Here is a 3620-nt window from a genome sequence, read left to right on the forward strand (position 1 = left end):
CCGCTATTTATCACTATAAATGTGTCTCTAACGGTATTATAATTTCAATGGGTAAAAAATACCACTGTGCAGATAATATTGTTATAGAAAGTTTTCATTCATTACTTAAGAAAGCTACAATCCATAATAAAATATATAATTCACATGAAGAATATATACAAGATGTTATAAAATGAAATACATGATATTCAAATCGTAAAGAAAAAGATATAATAAAAAAAATAGTAAATACTTTTTATTAGTACTTACTAAAATTGGTGCAGTCTACAGTCTATTATTTACTTTTTATTATCAATTAATTGATTCTATTGAAACACTATAATCAACAATTATATGTCCTGTATAAGTATTTGTATCAGAAGAAGTAATCTTTGCTCTTATATTACTAACATTTTCAACATTGATTTTTTCGATATTTAACTTTGGATTTAATTCTTTTAATTTATCTTTGATTTGTTGTTTGGTTGGATTAGATAAATTATTAGTTATAAATCCACCCAAATTAGTTTGAATAATAATTTTATTTAAATTAATATTAGATATAAAATTAATAACTACTTCACCACTTAAAATATCTTTTCTTATAAAAGATATTTTTGCATTTCTTGAAGTTATATCTTTAACTTCAAAATCATTTATAATATTTGTTAACTTTGGATTTTTTTCTCTTAGTTTATCTTTGATTTGTTGTTCTGTTGGTAAATAATTATTATTAACTATAATTGAGCCTAATTCAAAGTTTTTAATAAATGTTTTTATTGGTCTACTATAATCAACAATTATATGTCCTGTATAAGTACTTGTATCATTTGAATTAACTTTAATAGTACTTGTAGTAATGTCTGTGACGTTAATTTTATTAATGTCTAATTGTGAATTTAATTCTTTTAAAAAATTTTTAAATAATTTCTCATCATATTCACCACCAAATTTTGTTATATCAATTTCTCCTAAATGAGTAGTTTTAATAACGTCGTTTATTGGTACAGATTTATCTACTATAAAAGTAAGTGTTTTTTCTCCAGAAAATCCATCTATAGTAATATTTACAGAATTGCTAGTAATATTTTTGACTTTAATTTGTTCAGCCGTTATGTGTGGGTATTTATTAATTAATTTATCTTTGATTTGTTGTTCTGTTGGAATGTCAGGTCCATTGGTTTTAAAAATAGGACTTTGTGTTTGTCTTTTTATTCTTATACTTTGTTTTTTTTGATAAGGGCTAGCAGCAATTGTTGTTGGTAAAGCAGTTCCACTAATTGTTAATACACTTAATAAACTTAATAGTTTTTTCATTTTATATAATTTCCTTTCCTTAATTTTGAAACTTCTTATAAAGATCTATTGACATTATATATATATATATATATATATATGCAAGTAAAGCACTTTAAATATATAGGGGTTAATTATATAATTATTATTGTGATTATATTGTACTAAATTTGGGCTCGCGGTAATTTTCATAATTTTATAAAAAATTACTTAAAGTTAAAAAAACTTTTGCCGCGCTTTTCAAAATACTTGGGAAAAATTCTAAGCGTTAAGCGAAGAATTTTATAAAGGTTCCCAAATTTGTTTGAAAGAACCTCAAAATATTTTTTAACTTGTAAGTTATTTTATCACAAAAATTTAAGAAAATCAACCGCTCGCCCAAAACATATTTATTTTAATTAAAACCCTATAAAATAAAGGTTTTTTGTTTTTTGTTGTTAAATAGTCGTCTGTAACGCATCGAAGGTTATTTTAATGAATAAAACAATAACATAAATTAATTATATAGTATTTTATATAAAATAATCTAAATTAGAAAGGAAATTTTTTAATGCCAATTACAAGTGAAAAAAGTAGAAAAACATTAGAAAAAATTGAAGATACAATAGCATTTAAAAAAGAAAATGATAAATATTGAAATCAAAAAATGCCAACTATGACATGTGAGCCAGAATTAGTAAAAGAATTCAAAAAAGAAGCAGAAGAAAAAGAATTAAAATATACAACTCTTATGAATAGAATTTTAAGAGAAAGATACAGAAAGGAAGACAACAAAAATGAAGATGATTAGTTTTTGTAACAAAAAGGGTGGCGTGGGAAAAACAACCCTTTGTAAAAATATAGCATATAAGTTTGCCTTAGAAAATAAAAAAGTTTTAGTTATTGATTTAGACCCCCAAGCAACAATAACTTTTGAATTAAAAGGTGCAGAAGTTAATTTAGAAAAAACAATATCAGATTGTTTTATTTTTAATAAGAACAATTCTTTTAAAAAAATAATTCAAAATACAAAATATAAAGAAATTGATTTTATTGTTGGTGGAGAAAGAGTAAAAAAAAAAGTAAATTTTTTATTAAAATAATTTTATGATAATAATGATAAATTTTTTGTTGCTGAAAATATTTATTTAACAAATAAAGAAACATTTGATAATTACGATTATGTGTTGATTGATTATCCGCCAACAGTATATGAATTAAGTTTAAATTGATTAATTATTTCTGACTTAATTATAATTCCTTTCAATGAAGGTTTGGGGGTATTTAAAGAAATTTTAGATTTAATTAATACTTTAAAATATATTTGTGAAAAAGAAAAAAGACAAATCCCAGAATATAAAATAATATTGAATAATATCAAAAGTGATAAAAATTTAATATTAATTAATGAGTGATTAGATGAAAAAGGATTTTTAAATTACTGTTCTAAAATAATATTAAAAAGTTCTGAAACATTTTTAACAAGCGAAAACGAATTAGCAAGTATTTTGGATAGTCAATATTATTGGCGACAAAAACAAGCCTACGAAGAACTAATAAAGGAAATCAAATAAATATAAAAAGGAGATATTATAATTATGCATAAATTAATAAGTTTAGATGAAGATTTAAGTAAATGTGAAAATTGTAGTTTTGTTATTCAAAAAATAGATGATAAGTGATTTACTATTAATGAAGGCAATAGAAAATGTGATAAATAATTTAATATTAAAAGATTAAAAAATTAGAGTGCACCCCAAAAAGTAAGTAAAATTAAAAAAAGTTTATAAACCTTTTTTACTAATACTTACTTTTTGGGGTGCAGTCTAAAAGAAAAAAGGAACTAGGTGGTTATTTATTACTTTTTTGAATAAAATTACTACTAAACTTATTTAAAAAATATATAAAATTTATTAAATATGTTGTTTTGGTATGGTAATGGTATTTATTTTGGTATTCTATTGGAAGAAAAGGTATAATAAAAATAGGTGATTTGCCAAACAGCAAAAACAATATGATAAATCCATATCTTAATTTTGTTTATTCTTTGTCTTGCTACACTGTGGTTTTATGCAAGTTCTGTGCTTTGGTGTTACAAGGATAAACTCAAAAAGAAGAGTTTATTGGAAGATGTCATCATCTAACTCTTTTAGGAGTCGGTCAACATCTTCTTCGGATAATTCTGGTGGGTCACCCTTGTTTTTTTCATAAACAGTGTTATAATCATCAACAAGAGAATTATTTTTTCTTTGTAATAAGGAATTTTCACTGTTTTTAGCAGAATATTTGTTTTTTACGAAAGAATGGTATTCTGCTTTTAATTTGTCGCTTTCAGCGCAAATTTGTTCGCGGGCTTGTTGGTAAGT

Annotated in this window: 7 protein-coding genes; 5 read left to right on the forward strand and 2 right to left on the reverse strand. The window is 23.2% G+C overall.

Going from position 1 to position 3620, the window contains the following annotated elements; all coding sequences use genetic code 4:
- The first annotated feature begins 47 nt into the window (after nt 1-47).
- Nucleotides 48-242 (forward strand): hypothetical protein, encoded by a 195-nt coding sequence (locus D9R21_RS05025; protein WP_126820562.1) that lies wholly within the window; start codon nt 48-50, stop codon nt 240-242.
- A gap of 46 nt (nt 243-288) precedes the next feature.
- Here the strand turns inward: D9R21_RS05025 and D9R21_RS05030 are convergent, their stop codons facing one another.
- The gene (locus D9R21_RS05030) at nt 289-1296 is read right to left on the reverse strand and encodes a hypothetical protein (protein ID WP_126821352.1); all 1008 of its coding nucleotides are present in this window, start codon (nt 1294-1296) and stop codon (nt 289-291) included.
- Between the two features lie 529 nt (nt 1297-1825).
- On the opposite strand from D9R21_RS05030, the gene D9R21_RS05035 reads away from it, so the two are divergent.
- From D9R21_RS05035 to D9R21_RS08560, 4 genes are all read left to right on the forward strand, one after another.
- Complete coding sequence (locus D9R21_RS05035) at nt 1826-2065, forward strand: hypothetical protein (RefSeq protein WP_126821353.1); 240 nt, start codon at nt 1826-1828, stop codon at nt 2063-2065.
- Nucleotides 2052-2357, forward strand: a complete 306-nt coding sequence (locus D9R21_RS05040) for a ParA family protein (protein ID WP_241568783.1) — start codon at nt 2052-2054, stop codon at nt 2355-2357. The genes D9R21_RS05035 and D9R21_RS05040 overlap by 14 nt, the downstream gene beginning before the upstream one ends.
- Nucleotides 2358-2438: 81 nt before the next feature.
- Nucleotides 2439-2828, forward strand: coding sequence for a P-loop NTPase family protein (locus D9R21_RS05045; protein WP_126821354.1), 390 nt, complete (start codon nt 2439-2441; stop codon nt 2826-2828).
- 24 nt (nt 2829-2852) lie between these two features.
- Nucleotides 2853-2975: a hypothetical protein gene (locus tag D9R21_RS08560; protein WP_255416624.1), complete on the forward strand. Its 123-nt coding sequence runs from the start codon at nt 2853-2855 to the stop codon at nt 2973-2975.
- A 399-nt stretch (nt 2976-3374) separates the two neighbouring features.
- Here the strand turns inward: D9R21_RS08560 and D9R21_RS07220 are convergent.
- The coding region (locus tag D9R21_RS07220) for a hypothetical protein (protein ID WP_158613905.1) at nt 3375-3620 on the reverse strand (246 nt) is incomplete at its 5' end.

Source organism: Spiroplasma endosymbiont of Megaselia nigra (assembly GCF_003987485.1).
In the GTDB taxonomy this organism is placed as follows: domain Bacteria; phylum Bacillota_I; class Bacilli_A; order Mycoplasmatales; family Mycoplasmataceae; genus Spiroplasma.